The 16,985-nt window shown below is 58.0% G+C and carries 16 protein-coding genes; 12 read left to right on the top strand and 4 right to left on the bottom strand.

What is annotated here, in order from left to right; genetic code table 11:
* Window positions 1–7: 7 nt before the first annotated feature.
* Window positions 8–1,630: a TIGR04028 family ABC transporter substrate-binding protein gene (locus tag AC6I8F_RS21255; protein WP_498028833.1), complete on the bottom strand. Its 1,623-nt coding sequence runs from the start codon at window positions 1,628–1,630 to the stop codon at window positions 8–10.
* A gap of 416 nt (window positions 1,631–2,046) precedes the next feature.
* Between AC6I8F_RS21255 and AC6I8F_RS21250 the strand changes: the two genes are divergently transcribed.
* The 8 genes from AC6I8F_RS21250 (at window position 2,047) to AC6I8F_RS21215 (ending at window position 9,682) form a co-directional block, all read left to right on the top strand.
* Window positions 2,047–3,042, top strand: a complete 996-nt coding sequence (locus AC6I8F_RS21250) for an MsnO8 family LLM class oxidoreductase (RefSeq protein ID WP_058781525.1) — start codon at window positions 2,047–2,049, stop codon at window positions 3,040–3,042.
* A gap of 12 nt (window positions 3,043–3,054) precedes the next feature.
* On the top strand, window positions 3,055–4,191 hold the full coding sequence (locus AC6I8F_RS21245) for an amidohydrolase (protein WP_498028832.1): 1,137 nt from the start codon (window positions 3,055–3,057) through the stop codon (window positions 4,189–4,191).
* A gap of 78 nt (window positions 4,192–4,269) precedes the next feature.
* Window positions 4,270–5,583, top strand: coding sequence for an LLM class flavin-dependent oxidoreductase (locus AC6I8F_RS21240; protein WP_058770232.1), 1,314 nt, complete (start codon window positions 4,270–4,272; stop codon window positions 5,581–5,583).
* Between the two features lie 17 nt (window positions 5,584–5,600).
* A complete protein-coding gene (locus AC6I8F_RS21235) occupies window positions 5,601–6,533 on the top strand; it encodes an ABC transporter substrate-binding protein (protein WP_058775929.1) in 933 nt (310 codons plus the stop codon).
* Window positions 6,534–6,542: 9 nt separating this feature from the next.
* Entirely contained in the window at window positions 6,543–7,055 is a 513-nt protein-coding gene (locus AC6I8F_RS21230; protein WP_021509059.1) for a GNAT family N-acetyltransferase, read from the top strand.
* Between the two features lie 11 nt (window positions 7,056–7,066).
* A complete protein-coding gene (locus tag AC6I8F_RS21225) occupies window positions 7,067–7,993 on the top strand; it encodes an amino acid ABC transporter permease (protein WP_021509060.1) in 927 nt (308 codons plus the stop codon).
* Entirely contained in the window at window positions 7,977–8,771 is a 795-nt protein-coding gene (locus AC6I8F_RS21220) for an amino acid ABC transporter ATP-binding protein (protein WP_058770231.1), read from the top strand. The genes AC6I8F_RS21225 and AC6I8F_RS21220 overlap by 17 nt, the downstream gene beginning before the upstream one ends.
* A complete protein-coding gene (locus AC6I8F_RS21215; protein WP_498009320.1) occupies window positions 8,771–9,682 on the top strand; it encodes an ABC transporter substrate-binding protein in 912 nt (303 codons plus the stop codon). The genes AC6I8F_RS21220 and AC6I8F_RS21215 overlap by 1 nt, the downstream gene beginning before the upstream one ends.
* 117 nt (window positions 9,683–9,799) lie before the next feature.
* Here the strand turns inward: AC6I8F_RS21215 and AC6I8F_RS21210 are convergent, their stop codons facing one another.
* Entirely contained in the window at window positions 9,800–11,158 is a 1,359-nt protein-coding gene (locus tag AC6I8F_RS21210) for a putative bifunctional diguanylate cyclase/phosphodiesterase (RefSeq protein WP_021509063.1), read from the bottom strand.
* Between the two features lie 372 nt (window positions 11,159–11,530).
* On the opposite strand from AC6I8F_RS21210, the gene AC6I8F_RS21205 reads away from it, so the two are divergent.
* The 4 genes from AC6I8F_RS21205 to AC6I8F_RS21190 all read left to right on the top strand — a co-directional run bounded on the left by AC6I8F_RS21205 (window position 11,531) and on the right by AC6I8F_RS21190 (window position 15,692).
* A complete protein-coding gene (locus AC6I8F_RS21205) occupies window positions 11,531–12,091 on the top strand; it encodes a non-canonical purine NTP pyrophosphatase (protein ID WP_010618047.1) in 561 nt (186 codons plus the stop codon).
* Window positions 12,088–12,882, top strand: a complete 795-nt coding sequence (locus tag AC6I8F_RS21200; RefSeq protein ID WP_010618046.1) for an SIR2 family protein — start codon at window positions 12,088–12,090, stop codon at window positions 12,880–12,882. The genes AC6I8F_RS21205 and AC6I8F_RS21200 overlap by 4 nt, the downstream gene beginning before the upstream one ends.
* A gap of 76 nt (window positions 12,883–12,958) precedes the next feature.
* The gene (locus AC6I8F_RS21195; RefSeq protein ID WP_058775925.1) at window positions 12,959–13,288 is read left to right on the top strand and encodes a YebG family protein; all 330 of its coding nucleotides are present in this window, start codon (window positions 12,959–12,961) and stop codon (window positions 13,286–13,288) included.
* 463 nt (window positions 13,289–13,751) lie between these two features.
* On the top strand, window positions 13,752–15,692 hold the full coding sequence (locus tag AC6I8F_RS21190) for a methyl-accepting chemotaxis protein (protein WP_021509066.1): 1,941 nt from the start codon (window positions 13,752–13,754) through the stop codon (window positions 15,690–15,692).
* Window positions 15,693–15,764: 72 nt separating this feature from the next.
* On the opposite strand, the gene cybB is transcribed toward AC6I8F_RS21190, so the two are convergent.
* Window positions 15,765–16,304, bottom strand: a complete 540-nt coding sequence (gene cybB, locus AC6I8F_RS21185) for a cytochrome b561 (protein WP_348879325.1) — start codon at window positions 16,302–16,304, stop codon at window positions 15,765–15,767.
* 87 nt (window positions 16,305–16,391) lie between these two features.
* Window positions 16,392–16,880, bottom strand: a complete 489-nt coding sequence (locus AC6I8F_RS21180; protein WP_260640916.1) for a MarR family winged helix-turn-helix transcriptional regulator — start codon at window positions 16,878–16,880, stop codon at window positions 16,392–16,394.
* Window positions 16,881–16,985 lie beyond the last annotated feature (105 nt).

Raw genomic sequence — 16,985 nt, 5'->3', positions numbered from 1 at the left:
CATCCTCTCAATGTTTTTCCAGCCATGCGCCGTAGAACGACGGTCGGCCTACGGCTTCAAAACTCACGCCCTTCAGCCACGGCGCGCCGGCAAACACCTGCGGCTCTTCAAAAATCGGGATCACATAAGCCTGATCCAGCAGATAACGCTGGGCGTCTCCGGTGAGCGCCAGACGTTTCGCCGGATCGACTTCGGCCGAGATCGCCACCAATAGCTTGTTGAGTTGGTCGTCACGGAAATGCCGGACTTTGTCGCTGGAGCCGCCTTTTTGCAGCAGCGCATCGCGGTTGGCGGGATAAAACATGCTCTTCACCACGTCCGGATCGGCGCGGCCCACTTCCGAGACCGTGAGCGGGGTTTTTAGCGGATCGAGGTTGTCCAGCGTGCGGCTGCCGGCGTCACCGGCTTTCACCGTGAGCTGGACGCCAACCTGACGCCACTGCTGGGCCACCAGCTGCAGCACTTCTTTGTTCTGCGGCTGCGGCAGCGATTCATACACGGTCAGGGCCAGCTTTTGCCCCGCTTTAGCGCGGATGCCGTCGCTGCCGGGCTGCCAGCCAGCCTCATCAAGCAGTTGCCTGGCGCGGGCGGGATCGTATTTCAGTTTGTCCGCGAGGTTGACATACCCGGCGGCCGAGGCGGCGAGTACCGAGGTGGCCTGCGGATAGTTAGGTGAAAACAGGGTTTGCACCACCTGCTGCGCGTTGGTCGCGTGTAACAGCGCCTGACGTACGCGCAGATCGCTGACCAGCGGGTTGTCCGGGCGGAAGCTGATGCTGTCGTTGACGCCACGCGTCGGCGCTGCGTAAACCGGGAACGCCTGCTGCTGCGCCTGTTTTTCGTCATACGCCTGCACCTGGCGAATAAAATCGGCCTGGCCGGCCAGCAGCGCGCCGATGCGCACGCTATCTTCCGGTGTGACGATAAATTTGATACCAGCCAGATTCGCCGGTCCCTGCTGGGCGCTGTTTTTCGGTCCCCACTGGTAATCTTTGCGCGCGGTTAAATCCACTTCCCGCCCAAGCTTTTCATCGCTGACCACAAATGGCCCGGAGCCAATAATATGGCGCGCATCGCCGAGCTGGTCGAAACTACGTTGCAGCGTGCTGAGCGAAACCAGCCCGGAGCCAATGGTGGCCGTGCCCTGTAAAAATCCAGGTGAGGGCTGTTTGAAATAAAACTTCACCGTCTGGGGATCAATCACTTCGCTGCGTTCGTAATTATTAATCACTTCAGATACCGGCAGGCGCTGGGCTTTATTACCGAGTCCGTAAGTATCAAAGTTTTTCGCTACGGCATTCGCATCCAGCGGCGTGCCATCGGAAAAGGTGACGCCAGGGCGAATTTTAAAGGTGTATTCCGTTTTATCCGCGTTGCTGCTCCAGCTTTCGGCAATCCACGGTTCCACCTGCAGCGTTTTCGGATTTTGCCACGTCAGTTTGTCGGTGATCTGATTAAGAATGCCGCCGTTGGGATAAAAACCCCCGGCCGGCGGATAAAGATTGGTATGTGCCTGCTGTTCCAGATAAATCAGCGTGCCGCCTTTGACCGGCGTCTCCGCCGCGTGGGCGCTAAATATCCCTGTCAGCAGGGCTAAGCTCAGCGCCCGCAAGTGAAAATGCGTCTTCATGATGATTTCCTTTGTTATCAAGTGCCCGGTGGGCTGAAATCATCATCAAATGTGCAACCCGTGAGTTGAACCAATGAATTGCACTAAGCTTTTGCGAAAATAACAAAAGCGGAGAGTTAATTGTATACCGCAATTACCGGGTTGTTTTCCTGCCCCGATAAAATTGTTTTTTCTCAGCCTGAAACCTGCACTGAGGTTATTGCTGCTGCGGATCATTACCGGCTCGCGTAATGTTAACCCGACAGAAAGCGAAATCCGCTTTACGAAAAATCAGGCTTTCATCCACCAGTATTATGACTATTTCTCATTTCCTGATTCGCTTTGCCGATTTAGTTGTTTTACGAAATATAAATCTCCCCGCCACACTAAGCGCCATATTCATCGCAACCCTATTCATCGAAATAAGGAACAGGCGCATGTCATACCGACTGAGTTTGCTCGACAAATCACCGATTGCAGCAGGTGAGAGCGCCACGCAGGCCCTGCATCGCACACTGCAGCTGGCTCAGCGCGCGGAAGCCTGGGGTTATCACCGCTTCTGGCTGGCGGAACACCACAACAGCGACCAGCTGGCGAGTCCTTCGCCGGAATTGTTGATTGCCTGGATCATTGGCCAGACCCGGCATATCCGCGTGGGTTCCGGCGGCGTGATGTTGCAGCACTACAGCCCTTATAAAGTGGCGGAAAACTTCAACCTGCTGGCTGCGCTGGCACCTGGACGTATCGACCTGGGCGTGGGGAAAGCGCCCGGCGGACTGCCGCTTTCTACCCGCGCGCTGCAACTGGGGGTGCGCCAGCAGGAGAAAGGCAGCTTTGCCGAACAGCTGGCGCTGCTGGATAGCTGGCTCAGTGTGCCGCCGGTGGGGGATGAGGAGATCCTGCGCGCCACGCCGCAGCCGCCGCGTCCGGCCAATCGCTTTCTGCTCGGGGCCAGCGAAGCGAGCGCCCGACTGGCGGCAGAGCTCGGCTGGCAACTGGTATTCGCCGCACACCACAACGGCGATCCGCAATTGATGGCGCAGGTGCTGAACAGCTATCGCCAGCACAGTCAGGGTCAGCGTGCGCTGGTAGCGGTACAGGTGGTGGTGGCGGATTCGCCGGCAGAAGCTGACCTGCTGGTCGACACACTGCGCATTTATCACGTCAGCGTGACGGGCGGACAGAGCGTTAACGTCGGCAGCATTGAACAGGCTGAGCGCTATGTGCGTCAGGGCGGCTTCAGTGACTACGTGATTGAGCCACGCACGCCGTCGCTGCTGAAAGGGACCGCGGCACAGGTGCACGCGCAGCTTGATGCGCTGCACCAGCGCTACGGCATTGAAGAGTTTGTTATTGATACGCCGGTGGCGGAGGAGCAGGCGCGGGTGAAATCCCTCGAACTGCTGGCGACGCATCGTCTGGTTAGCGCCTGACCGGGAGGTCCTGTGACGATAGTAAGCGAACAGCAGCTGATTGACTGGCGGCGCGAGCTGCACAGCTGGCCGGAACTCTCCGGTCATGAAGTGGAAACCAGCGCGCGGCTGCGCCGCTGGCTGCAGCAGGCTGACGTGCGCCTGCTGGATTATCCGCTGCACACCGGCGTGGTGGCGGAAGTGGGTCAGGGCGCGCCCCTGATTGCCCTGCGTGCCGATATCGATGCATTACCGATCCATGAAGCCACCGGGCTGCCTTTTCGTTCACGGCAAGCCGGCGTCATGCACGCCTGCGGTCACGATGTGCACAGTGCGGTGATACTGGGTGCCACGCTGCAGCTGAAAGCACGGGAAGCTCAGCTAGCGGGGCGGGTGCGCATCCTGTTCCAGCCAGCGGAAGAGATTGCCCAGGGCGCGCGCCAGTTCATCGACGCGGGTGTGCTGGATCAGGTACAGGCGATTTTTGGCATGCACAACGAACCGGGTTTGACCACGGGCACCTTTGCCACGCGCAGCGGTGCGTTTTACGCAAACGCCGATAAATTTGTGGTGCGCGTGCACAGCACCCGCGCGGACGTGAACAGCATCCTGGTCGCCAGCCAGATTATTCAGGCGCTGCAATCCCTCACCAGCCGTAGCTTTAATACGCTGGACAGTCTGGTGCTGAGCGTCACGCGGATTGATGCACACAGGCACGACGGTCAGCAGACGGCTGAAGCGGAATTTGGCGGCACGGTGCGCACGCACGATAAACAGGTGCGCGCGCAGCTGGAGCAGCGTGCGCGCGAGGTGGTGGTCAATATCGCCGCCGCCAGCGGTGCCACGGCCACCTTTAGCTGGCATCCGGGGCCGCCGGTGCTGGAGAACGACGCCCACTGGGCACAGTTTGCCAGTCAGGTGGCGCAGCAGGTGGGTTATCAGGTGCAACCGGCTGAGCTGCACCTGGGCGGCGAAGATTTCGCTTATTACCTGCAGCAGCTCCCGGGCGCGTTTGTCAGCATTGGCAGCGCCAGTGAATTTGGCCTGCATCACGGTGGCTTCAACCCCGATGAAGCGCTGATCGCCCCGGCGGCACACTATTTTAGTCAGCTGGCGCAACAGGCATTGCAGCAGCTAAACGCGCGATGTCGCGACGCCATCCTTAACTGATTTCCTTCCATTTCTGGCAGCGCTGTAGGCGATAAGGCTATCGCCGGCAGGCTGCGCCATGAGCAAAGAGAGACGATTATGACTGCAAGACAACTGCGCCTCGGCACCATTCTGCACGGCGCATCCGGCAACATGTCCGCCTGGCGTCATCCGGCGGCGCAGGCGGATGCCAGCATCAGTTTTGATTACGCCCGCCGTATCGCCCGTAAAGCCGAGGCTGGCAAACTGGATTTCCTGTTTGTCGCCGATGGCCTGTTCATCAATGAGAAATCGATCCCGCACTTTCTTAACCGCTTCGAACCGCTGACGCTGCTGTCGGCGCTGGCCGGCGTCACCGAGCATCTCGGCCTGGTTGGTACGGTGTCCACCTCCTACAGTGAGCCGTTCACCGTCGCCCGCCAGTTCGCCAGTCTCGACCATCTCAGCGGCGGGCGCGCGGGCTGGAATGTGGTGACATCGCCGCTGGAGGGCTCGGCAAAAAACTTTTCGCGTCAGCAGCATCCCGAGCATGCGCTGCGCTACCGCATCGCCGACGAGTACCTGCAGGTGGTGAAAGGGTTGTGGGATTCCTGGGAAGAGGGCGCGTTTGTGCGCAATAAAGCCAGCGGTCAGTTCTATGCGCCTGACAAACTGCACACGCTGAATCATCACGGTGATTTTTTCCAGGTACAGGGGCCACTGAACATTGAGCGCACGCCGCAGGGCCGGCCGATTATCTTTCAGGCGGGCGCCTCGGAAGATGGCCGCAAGCTGGCGGCGCGTCATGCTGACGCCATCTTCACCCATCAGCCAACGCGCGAAGAAGCGCAGGCGTTCTACCGGGATGTGAAGCAGCAGCTGGTGGCGAACGGGCGTGAACCGGGCGATCTGCACATTTTCCAGGGCGTCAGTGTGATCGTGGGGGAGGATGACGCAGACGTCGAGCGCCAGTACCAGACCACCGCGGCGCTGGTCTCAATTGAGGATGCACTCAACTACCTTGGTCGCTTCTTTGACCATCACGACTTCTCGCAGTATCCGCTCGACCAGCCGTTCCCGGACATTGGCGATATTGGCCAGAACAGCTTCCGTAGCACCACCGACGAGATCAAACGCAAGGCGCGCGAACACGGCCATACGCTGCGCCAGGCGGCGCTGGAAGCCGCGACGCCGCGTCCGCTGTTTCACGGTACGCCACAGCAGGTGGCGGATGGTCTGCAGCTGTGGTTCGAAACCGAAGCCACTGACGGTTTCATTATCCAGGGCGGCACGCCGGACACCTTCGAGCGTTTTGTTGATCAGGTTATTCCGGTTCTCCAGGCGCGCGGCCTGACGCGTCGTGAATACCCGGGCAGCACGCTGCGCGCCAGCTTTGGTCTGAAACAGCCGCTCAACCAGTTCACACCACAATAACGATGAGAAAACACGCTATGCAGAGAAAATCCCTGATTGTGCTGCTGTTACTGAGCCTGAGCAGTGCGGCACTGGCCGAGGACGTGGCCGTTAATGGTCAGCAGGTGAGCCTTGCCGCCAATAAAACGCCCATCAACACGCCAGAGAATCCTGCCGCCGTGGCGCAAATACCGGCGGGCCACAAATTTGCCGTGCCGGGATCGTTCACCGTGGCGGTTGCGGCACTCAACTCGCCGCCGCTCACGGTATTCAGCGACGACAATAAAACGCTGCTGGGCAGTGAGGTGGATATTGCGCGTCTGGTGGCCGACAGCCTCGGGCTGAAGCTCAACATCGTGCCCACCTCGTGGGAAGACTGGCCGCTGGGCGTGGCATCGGGCAAATATGACGCGGCGATCACCAACGTGACGGTGACCAAAGATCGTAAACAGCGTTTTGATTTTGCCACCTACCGTAAAGATTCGCTGGGCTTCTATGTGAAAACCAGCAGCCCGATTACCTCGCTGAGCAAGGCAGAAGATATCGCCGGCCTGCGCATCATCGTCGGCTCCGGCACCAATCAGGAGGCCATCCTGCTGGCCTGGGATAAAGAGAATCAGGCTAAGGGACTGAAGCCTTTCACACCGGTTTATACCAAAGATGACGCTGCGCAGACGCTGGCGTTACAGGCCGGGCGCGCCGACGCTTACTTCGGCCCTAACGTGATTGGCGCGTGGAAAGCGGCGCTGACCAAAAAGACCCGGCTGGTGGGTAGCGTGGACGGCGGCTGGCCGAAGGCGGCGCACATCGCGGTGACGGTGAAGAAAGACAACGGGCTGGTGCAGCCAATCAACACCGCGCTCAACGGCGTGATCAAAAACGGTGACTACGACAAGGTGCTGAACCGCTGGGGTGAAGGCGTGGAGCGTCTGGATCGTTCCGAGATCAATCCGCCCGGACTGGGCGATTAAGGAGGCGGCATGAGCCAGCAATTTTTCCGCGAAGTGTCACCGGAAGCGCCGGAGCTGCAGCCGATTCTTGACGGTCTGTTTGGTGAATATGCAGCACGCTACGGCGATTTCTTCAGGAAACACAATGAAGTTGAGCTGACCGAGTGGTATCTGCCGCCGCGCGGGCTGTTCATCGTGCTGGAGCGCGACGGTGAGATCATCGCCATGGGCGCCTACAAACCGTGGGATGCTACCACCGCCGAACTGAAGCGCATCTGGACGCGGCGTGACCTGCGCCGTCAGGGACTGGCACTGCTGATCCTGCAGGAGCTGGAGCGCCGGGCGCTGCGCGCAGGCTATCAGCGCGTGTTTCTCACCACCGGTTTTCGTCAGCCGGAAGCGGTACAGCTGTATATCGGCCACGGCTATCAGCCGCAGTTTGAGCTGCGCGAAGATATGGAGATTTACGGCCAGCCGCCGCACGATGGCCGGCTGCGTTTTCTCAAAGTAATTGATGTGCACAACGTGGCACAGGCCAGCTAAGGAGAGCCATCATGAGTAAGCAACAACCTTTGACCGTGGTGCCGGCACGCTATCCGGCGCGTACCGTCGGTGCCATCATCGCGCTGTTTATCCTTGCGGCGGTGATCGATTCCGTGGCCTTTAATCCGCGCTGGGAGTGGAGCGTGTTTGCCCGCTGGTTTTTCGATCCGGTGATCCTCAATGGTCTGGGACAAACGCTGCTGCTGACGCTGTGCGGCACGCTGCTGAGCCTGATATTCGGCGGCCTGCTGGCCCTGGCGCGGCTCTCGTCATCGTGGCTGCTGAGCACGCTGGCGTTTGGCTATATCTGGCTGTTTCGCTCGCTGCCGCTGATTGTGGTGCTGATCATTCTGTATAACTTCTCGTACCTGTACGACACGCTGTCGTTCGGTATTCCGTTCACCGCCCTGTCGTGGGGGCACTTCCAGACCATTAACGTGCTCGGCCAGTTCCCGGCGGCGGTGATTGGCCTGACGCTGGTGCAGAGCGCGTATAGCGCGGAGATTATTCGCGGCGGGTTTCTCGGTGTCGATCACGGCCAGTTTGAAGCCGCTTCGGCGCTGGGATTATCGTCGTCGCGTCGCACGTTTCGCATCATTCTGCCGCAGGCACTGCGCGCGATTATTCCCACCACCTTTAATGAGATCATCAGCCTCGCCAAGGGCACCTCAATGGTGTATGTGCTGGCGATGCCCGAGCTGTTTTATACCATCCAGATGATCTACAACCGCACCCAGCAGGTGATCCCGCTGCTGATGGTCGGGGCCGCCTGGTATCTGATCATCACCACCGTGCTGTCGCTGCTGCAGCACAGCGTCGAGCGCTGGCTGGCACGCAGCGTCACGCGTGAACCGCAACCTTCGCGCTGGCGCCAGTGGCGCAACCGCAGCGTGAACCCTGCCGTCAACGAGGAGCTGTCTCATGTCCGAAGCCATTGATTACCGCTATCTGCATACCACCGGCGCCATCAGTATTACCGGCGTCAGCAAGACGTTTGGCCGGCATAAAGCACTCGATGATGTGTCGCTTGAGCTGGCTCCCGGTTCGGTGACGGTGATCCTCGGACCGTCCGGTTCTGGCAAATCGACGCTGCTGCGCACCATCAATCATCTGGAGCGCGTGGATGAAGGCTTTATTCAGATCGATGGCGATTACATCGGTTATCAGCGGCGCGGCGATAAACTCTATGAGCTGAAAGAGAAGGCGATTTTGCGGCAGCGCATCAACGTTGGCTATGTGTTCCAGAACTTCAATCTGTTTCCGCACCTGACGGTGCTGGAAAATCTGATTGAAGCGCCGATTGCCCATCGTCAGCTGTCGCGCCGGGCAGCGATCGATCGCGCCGGTGAGCTGCTGGATGTGGTCGGCCTGCGGCACAAAGCCGATGCCTGGCCGCGGCATCTCTCTGGCGGTCAGCAGCAGCGCATTGCGATTGCGCGTGCGCTGATGCTTAACCCGCGCGTGATGCTGTTTGATGAGCCGACTTCGGCGCTCGACCCGGAACTGGTGGGCGAAGTGCTGGATGTGATTAAAAAACTGGCGCGATCCGGCACCACGCTGGTGATTGTCACGCACGAGATCGGCTTTGCGCGCGAAGTGGCGGATAACGTGGTGTTTATGGTTGACGGGCGCGTGGTTGAGCAGGGCAGCAGCCAGCAGGTGCTAAATCAGCCGCGTCATGAGCGCACCAAACGTTTCCTCGCCCGGGTGCTGTAATGAAGCAAGCGATCATAGTCGCGCTGGCGGGTGCGGTGCTGGCGGCACCCGCGACAGGCGCGCAACAGCTTGACGCCAGTCATAACGAAACGCCGATCACTATGGCGGCCAATCAGCAGGCGATCGCGAAGATCCCCGCCGGATTTCATTTTGTTCACCCCGGCTATTTAACCGTCGCCACCTCAGCCAATAATTCACCGCCAATTGGCCTCTGGGCGTCCGATAATAAAACGCTGATCGGCAGCGACCCGGACATTGCGCGCCTGCTGGCCGACAGCCTCGGTCTGAAACTCAGGCTGGTGCCGGCGGCGTGGGAGGACTGGCCGCTGGGCATCACGGCAGGGCGCTATGATGTGGCGATGTTTAATATCGCGGTGACCGAGGAGCGCAAGCAGAAGTTTGATTTCGCCACCTATCGCGCGGATAACCACGCCTTCGCGGTTAAAGCGGACAGTAAAATCAGCGCGATTCGTCGCCGGGAAGACGTGGCCGGCAAGCGGATTATTGTGGGCTCCGGTACCAATCAGGAGCGAATCTTGCTGAGCTGGGATGCGAAGAATCGGGCGCAGGGCCTGGCCCCGGTGCAGCCGATTTATCTCAACGATGATGCCTCCGCCACGCTGGCGCTGCTCTCTGGCCGGGCCGATGCGTCATTCGGCCCGCAGGCCATGGCGGCGTGGAAAGTGGCTTCGCGCGGGCAAACCAAAATTGTCGGGCACGGACCGTTTCGCGCCTGGGTGGCGGTCACCACGAAGAAGGGCAATGGCCTGGACGTCGCGCTGCAGCAGGCGATCAACGGCGCTATCGCTGGCGGCCAGTATCACCAGGTGCTGGCAAGATGGGGTGAAGAGGGCGAGGCAGTGGAGATTTCGCAGGTTAATCCGCCCGGGATTGTTTATCAGGATAATTAGGGCGGGGTGGTCAGGCGCACGGTGTGGTCACCATAAATGGCGACCCTACAGCTCGCACGGGCTTTCGTAGGGTGCGCATTGATGCGCACCGGCTTAAAAAATGAAGGCTCGCCCGGTTTATCCTGCTTTTTTTATCCACTGCAATGCTTCGGCGGCGGGCAGCGGGCGGGCAAAATGGTAACCCTGGAATAAATGGCAGCCCTTATTGCGCAGGTGCTCGAAATACTCCTCGCTCTCAATCCCTTCCGCCAGCACGTTCAGCCCCATCGCGCGCGACAACTCAATGGTCTTTTGCACCACAATCGCCGCCGATTCGTTTTCAAAAATGTGCATAATCAGGGACTTATCAATCTTAATATCATCAATAGCGAAATCACTCAGCGACTTAAGCGAAGAGTAGCCGACGCCGAAATCGTCGATCGCCCATTTGATCCCTAACTGGCTGAAGTGGTTAATGACATCCCCAATGCGCTGCTGATCGTAAATAAAGGTGGTCTCGGTAATTTCAAACTTCAGCCGCTCGGGACGGATTTTGTAATGCGACAGCGTCAGCAGCGTGTCATGGGTGAAGTCGCGGTGCATCAACTGCAGCGGGCTGATATTGATGGAAAACACCAGCGGGGGCAGCCGCAGCACGCGATCCCACTCAACGATTTGTTGCAGCATGCGCTCCAGCACCCACTTGCCAATATCGATAATCAGCCCGCTTTTTTCGGCTACCGGAATAAACACTTCCGGTGAGATAAAGCCTTTCTCCGGGTGCTTCCAGCGCAGCAGCGCTTCAAAACCGATGAGATTTTTGTCGCCATCGACCTGCGGCTGATAATAGAGCTCCAGCTGCTGGCGCTCGATGGCGGACGCGAGTTCGCGCTTGATAAGGTCGGTGGCGGAATAATTGCCGCCATAGGTAAACACGGTCGACAGCAGTGCCGTCACCGGCACTGCACAATTGAAAACGGTAAAAACGGCTTCCTGCGGAATATTGAGATGAAAACGATTATTTTCCCAGATCAGACCGGTGGTGACAAAAAACAGATAACACAGCAGGCACAGCAGCGGAAATATTTTACTCAGATAAAAGGATTGCTGGCGCAACACCAGTGCCGAACCGATGATCAAGGCCACCAGATAGTTATATTCTGAACGCTTGCCGGCAGCGTGATGATTATCCACCAGCAACAGCACGATGATGGTAAATAATAACGCGTGGGTAATGATCGCCAGATGCCGCTCCAGCCGGTCGCTGAAGGCGCCGATGATGATGTAGCCCCCCAGCGCTATACTGGCGATATACAGACAGCCAATGTCATGATGACCGCGACTGAAATTCAGTGTTGCCATAAAGATACCAGCCACGATACTGGCGACGCCGGCAATCAGCAGCGTCAGGCGGAGCTTTTTTTCCGGGCTATCACCCTGCAGAATGAAGGGCAGATTACGGATGCGCGACCAGGCTGAACTCAACAAAGGGTTCATAAACGGTTCCGGGTTTTATTGTCATGACGCGTGAAGGTGTAAACGCCACATAATATATTTAAGCGAGACGACTGTCATAATTGTTTTCAGATTATTTGCGCGTTAAGCGCGGATTTTTATATTTGACATAAGCGGCGTCAAATAGCGCTATTAACGCATTCAGGCGCAATATTTAACGCCGCCAGCGATAAGCGATGCGCTATACCGGCGAAGGCGCGCGCAGCGCGACCCGATTGTTCCTCGCCAGTGACGTCGCCGCAGAGTAGAATGACCACGCGGCGCGGCGACAGCGTGCCGGACAATAACAGCCGGAACCGCAGCCGGATACGCGTCACCAGGTTGGACTAACCCACTTTCAACATACTGATTGCAATGAAAATTCGTTTCTTATCTGCTAATGAACTCAAGCTGGCCGAGGTGCGTACCATCCTTGAGCCGGTGGGTGTCGAAGTGGTGCCCATTGCGCGCCGTATTGAAGAGATTCAGACCGAAAATGAGGTGGAGCTGGTTCGTGACAAATTGACTAAAGCCTTTTCAATCATTGGCCGCCCGCTGTTTGTCGAGCATACCGGTCTGTATCTGGATGGGCTCAATGGCCTGCCCGCCGGTCTGACGCGCATCTTCTGGAGCCGGCTGAACGCGGAACGCTTTACCAAACTGGTGAACGGGCTGGACAGCCCGGGCGTGACCGCCAAAACCGTCCTCGGCTACTGTGACGGGCGCAAAATGTACCAGTTTGAAGGCCAGCTGCGCGGCACCATTGCCCGGGAGCCGGCGGGGCCACGCGAATTTCAGTGGGACTGCGTGTTTATCCCGGAAGGGCACACCCAGACATTCGCTGAAATGGGCGAACTGAAAAACGAAATCTCGATGCGCCGCCTGGCGCTGGATCGCTTTGCCACCTTTCTGAAAACTTCGCGGGGACTGGCATGAAACCGGAACTCAAACGCGCTTACGATGCCGGCAAACTGATTCTGTTCGCCGGTGCGGGCATCTCACGCAATCTCGGACTGCCGGAGTGGCACGAGCTGATTGCACATCTGGCTAATGAGCTGGGCTACGATCCGAAAATCTTCAATACTTACGGCACCCATTTGTCGCTGGCGGAGTATTACAAACAGCGCAAAGGCTCGCTCGGCCCGCTGCGCAGCTGGATGGATCGCGAGTGGCACCGTCCGGACATCGATGTGCGCAGCTCTGAAATCCACACCATGATCACCCAGGGCAATTTCTCGCGCATCTACACCACCAATTACGACCGCTGGCTGGAGATGGCGCATGAAGCGCACAACGTGCCGTACAGCAAGGTCGCTAATGCCGCCGATCTGGTGTCGCTGACCGAAGATAAGCGCCATATTATTAAACTCCATGGTGACTTTGACGATGATACCTCCATCGTGCTGGATGAGAGCAGCTACTTTGAGCGGCTCTATTTTGACTCGCCGCTGGATATCAAACTGACCCATGATGTCATGGGTAACTCCGTGCTGTTTGTTGGCTACAGCATCAGCGATTTCAATATCCGCCTGCTGTTTTATCGCCTGACCAAGATGTGGGGCCGCACCGGGCTGGCGACCGCACGGCCTAAATCCTACCTGTTCACCAACCGTAATAATCCGGTGGCGAAAGAGGTACTGGGGCAGTGGGGCATTGAGATGATCGTGTCTGAAGAGGACGATCCGCGCAAAGCGCTGGCAACCTTCCTCGAAGAGCTGCTGGCTTAAACGGCAAGCAGAAAATCGTTGGCTAAAAAAGCTGAATGAAATATACTGTATATAAACACAGTAAATGAGGTGCATCATGGCAGTCGAAACCAAATATGTTGTGGTCAGAAAGGGTGAAGAGAAGATGACGTTTGCCAATAAAAAAGACGCAGATGCATGGGACAAGATGCTCGATATGGCCGACGCGTTCACCGACTGGCTGCAGCAACATCAGCCAGCGATGGATGAGGCCCAGGCCGAAGCGCTGGGTATGCTGCTGGCCGAACAGAAAGACGCGGTGCAACACATTCTGCGCACCAGCAAACTGCCGGACGCGGTGAAAGACAGCGGCGAAACCGCTGCTGACGACAGCGATACGGCTGCGCCGGAAAAAGAGAAGAAGGTGCGTGCGGTCAAAGCCGCCTGAGGAACCGCGCGTTCGCTTTGTACTGCTGCTGAATCCGGGCCAGCCTCTGTGCTGGCCTGGGAACCGTGCTAAGGATCAGTGCGTGAAAAGAGAGAAGGTGCCTGAGTAGTAACTGACCATCCACGCCACATACACCAGCCAGACCACCATTAACCCTGCCAGACTCAATTTACCTGCCATGTTGCATTCCTCTAGTTATGCGGCGCGTTGCGCCCGTACGCAATAACCTGACAGCACAACGAAGTGGCGATCTTGCGCCAGATCAAATTCCCTCTTTTTTACTGCATCGTCTTAGCGTTTTTAATGGCGACTCAACGCCGCAACAGCGGTTGATGGTTTTCTGATCGGACCTGCCAGGCCATCAAGTTCCCGGATTGTGCGCCGATAGAGTGATTACAGGGATGCAGGTGCACAGGGCGTGATTCTTTTTCAGTAATAAAGTGTCAACACCAGGAGCGCCGACATGGCCACAACCGTATCTAATAAGAAAAAAATGAGCACCCGCACACAAATGCTGCTGACGGGCGCCTTAACCATCACCCTGGGCTTCGCCGTGACTATCGGTGTGCTCAGCTGGCAGTCCAGCAATGAGCAAAAATCGCTGGCGGAGAGTTACTTACAGCAGATTGCGCAGAGTCAGGCGCTGCAAATCCAGCAGGAGCTGAGTTACGCACGCGATGTCGCACACAACCTCGGCCACAGTCTGATTGCCCTGCCGGCTGCCGGTGTGCAGGACCGTAAAGTGGCCGATAAGCTGCTGGTCTCTGCACTGCGTGATAATCCGGACTATCTCTCTATTTCGGTCATCTTCGAAGAAAACGCATTTGACGGACGCGATGCTGAGTTTGCCTCTCAGGCTGGCGCGGCACCTAAAGGACGTTACGCCTATTTCGTCGATCGCGACCAGGGTGGCAATTTTGCCCTGCATCCGCTGACCTCAATCTTTACGCCAGGCCAGGGCGATTACTATTTGCTGCCGCAGAAAAGCCAGAAAGATACGCTGATCGAACCTTATAGCTATGCCTATAACGGTGTGCCAACGCTGCTGACCTCGGTGGCCGCGCCAATTATCAGCCAGGGCAAACTGTGGGGCGTGGTGACGTCCGATATCTCACTGGCGTCACTGCAGGAAAAAGTGAACAGCATCAAACCGTGGGAAGGCAGCGGTTACGCCATGCTGCTCTCGAGCGCGGGCAATGTGGTGTCTTATCCGGACAAAAGCCAGACCAGCAAAGCCTGGAAGGGCGACACACATAATTTCAGCAGCACGGTCACCGAACAGCATGACGCTATTCTGGGCGAGGATGCGCTGGTGGCCTGGCGGCCGGTGGTGATCGGTAACAGCGATCAGAAATGGTATCTCGGCGTGGTGGCCCCGGTGAGCAAAGTCATGGAAGCGGCGCACCGTCAGCTGATTAACGCGGTGATTTTAATGGTGATTAGCATCCTGGTGGTGTGCGCACTGCTTGGGCTGGTATTTAGTCGCAAAGTGCTGAAGCCGATTGGCGGTGAGCCACTGACCGCAGCCACCATTGCGCTGGCGGTGGCCGATGGCAAACTGGATAACGCTATCCCGCTGAAAGCGCGCGACAGCAGCAGTCTGTTCTTCGCCTTGCACACTATGCAAAACCAGCTGCGCGAGATTGTCGGGCAGATTCAGGATGCCAGCGCCTCGGTGCGCCAGGGCGCGGGTGAAATCGCCAGCGGCAACCTCAACCTCGCGTCACGTACCGAAGAGCAGGCGGCCGCGCTGGAACAAACTGCCGCCAGCATGGAGCAGATTACCGCGACGGTGAAACACAACGCTGCTAACGCGCATCAGGCGACGACGCTGACCGATAACGCCACGCACATCGCCAGTCGCGGTGAGTCACTGGTGGGCCAGGTGGTGCAGACCATGGCGCAAATCGACGACAGCGCGAAGAAAATCGGCGACATCACCGCCATTATCAACAGCATCGCCTTCCAGACCAACATTCTGGCACTCAACGCCGCGGTTGAAGCAGCGCGCGCCGGGGAACAGGGACGCGGTTTTGCCGTGGTGGCGTCGGAAGTGCGTAATCTGGCACAGCGCAGCGCCAATGCGGTGAAGGATATCGCTGCGCTGATTGAAGAGTCCGGGCAGCGCGTCGGCAGCGGTGTGCAGCTGGTGCAGGATGCCGGTAAAACCATGCAGGAGATGACGCAGGCGGTAAACTCGGTGCGCACTATTATCGGCGAGATTGTTACCGCGTCAGACGAGCAGGCGCGCGGCATCAGCCAGGTAACGATCGCGGTAAACGAGATGGATGGCACCACCCAGCAGAACGCCGCGCTGGTCCAGCAGATGTCAGCCGCCGCCAGTTCGCTGGAAGACCAGGCGGCACAGCTGGCGCATACCGTGGGACGTTTTCACCTCAGCTGAGGTCGGTGACCGATCGCCGGCACGCTGCGTAAATCAGGACGGTCGCCACATCAGGCGACCGTCTTATTCCTTTCATCCGTTTCGCCGTGACGGCATCATGCGCAGCAACGTATTGTCTTTAATCAGATAATGATGCACCAGCGCCGCGGTCGCGTGCAGGCCAATCAGCCAGTAACCGTAAGGCGCAAGCGTTTCATGCCAGTCGCTCAGCATGTCGGCAAAGTCCGGATCCGGACTGGCGCTGACCGGCATCGGAATCGCGAAAATCCACCAGCTGCGGCCCATGTAAAAGCGCGAAAGGATGCCGAGAATCGGCAGCACGATAAAAAACAGATAAATCGCCAGATGCATCAGATGCGCCAGTCCGGTTTGCCAGTGCGGCGGCTGAGGTTCGATTTTCGGGCTGCGATGGCGAAAACGCAGCACAATGCGTGACAGCATCAGCAACAGCACACAACTGCCGGCGCTGAAATGTCCGACGATCATGGTATAGCCTTGCCAGGATCCGCGCGTGAATAAGCCGCGAAACTCCATGGTGCAGTAAGCGGTGGCCACCAGTACCAGCGTCAGCCAGTGAATAAAGATTTGCGCAGGGGCATATTTGTTACGCATAGCCAGTCCGAAAATAAGCGGTGTGGGATGCTTAACATAGCGAAAAACGCGCTGAATTAATTCATTTTTTGCCACATCCCGTTCGGCTTACTGTTCGGCTGCCTGCAACAGCTGACGCAGCAGGGCGGCAAGCTGCTGCTGCTGCCGATCGTCCAGCGTGGCCAGCAGCGCGTTCTGCGTTTGCGTATGCACCTGCAGCGCCTGCTCAATCTTCGCCAGCCCGGCCGGCGTCAGCGTCACCAGCATGCTGCGCTTATCATCGGCATCGGCAACACGCGCAATCAATCCCTCTTCTTCCAGCCGGTTAAGCCGGTTGGTCATGGCACCGGAGGTGACCAGCAGCGATTTGTAGAGCTGCGTGGGCGACAGCCGGTAAGGTGCGCCGGCACGCCGCAACGTAGCCAGTACATCAAATTCGCCATCGCGAAAACCAAAGGGCGCCAGCGCCTCAGCGCGCTTTTTCGCCAGATGCTTCATCAGGCGCAGCATGCGGCCAAAAATCGCCATGGAAGAGGCGTCCAGCTCCGGCATGGCGCTGGCCCATTGCGCAACGACAAAATCTACGTGGTCAGTCATGTTAATTCTCATCAGTTCACGGCGGGCAATGTGTCGCTTTGTGCGCACCCGCTATCGTTCTTCCGCAAAGTATCTTAACGTTAAGATACTTTGGCGTATGGAGAC

The sequence above is a fragment of the gamma proteobacterium symbiont of Axiagastus rosmarus genome, from assembly GCF_059730925.1.
The sequence above is the reverse complement of the archived record's forward strand: the minus strand, read 5'-3'. Positions and strand labels throughout refer to the sequence as shown.